This window comes from Flavobacterium cupreum, assembly GCF_003996965.1.
GTDB classification, from domain to species: domain Bacteria; phylum Bacteroidota; class Bacteroidia; order Flavobacteriales; family Flavobacteriaceae; genus Flavobacterium; species Flavobacterium cupreum.
The window spans coordinates 1-288 of the sequence record NZ_QWDM01000236.1; the positions used below are offsets into that span (position 1 = coordinate 1).

Annotated in this window: 1 protein-coding gene; it reads right to left on the bottom strand. The window is 56.6% G+C overall.

Features of this window, described 5'->3' with window-relative positions:
- On the bottom strand, positions 1-288 hold a 288-nt coding region (rplE, locus tag D0817_RS27285; protein ID WP_497756113.1), incomplete at both ends, for a 50S ribosomal protein L5.

The window sequence follows — 288 nt, forward strand, 5'->3', positions numbered from 1 at the left end:
CAGCGTCACCATCGTGCCGATCGGGTAGCCTTCACGGATCTTGAAACCGGCGATCGCCTTGCGGGCTTTCGTGGTAACCGGCTTTTGGCCGGCGATCTTGGTGAGGTCGCCGACGGCGTGCTCGATGATCTTCTTGTCCGCGATCGCTTCGCCAAGGCCCATGTTCAGGGTGATCTTGGTCAGGCGCGGGACTTCCATTGCCGATTTGTAGCCAAATTTGGCGACCAGGTCGGCAACGACCTTATCTTTATAAAACTGCTGGAGACGGGCCATGATTAAACCTTCACT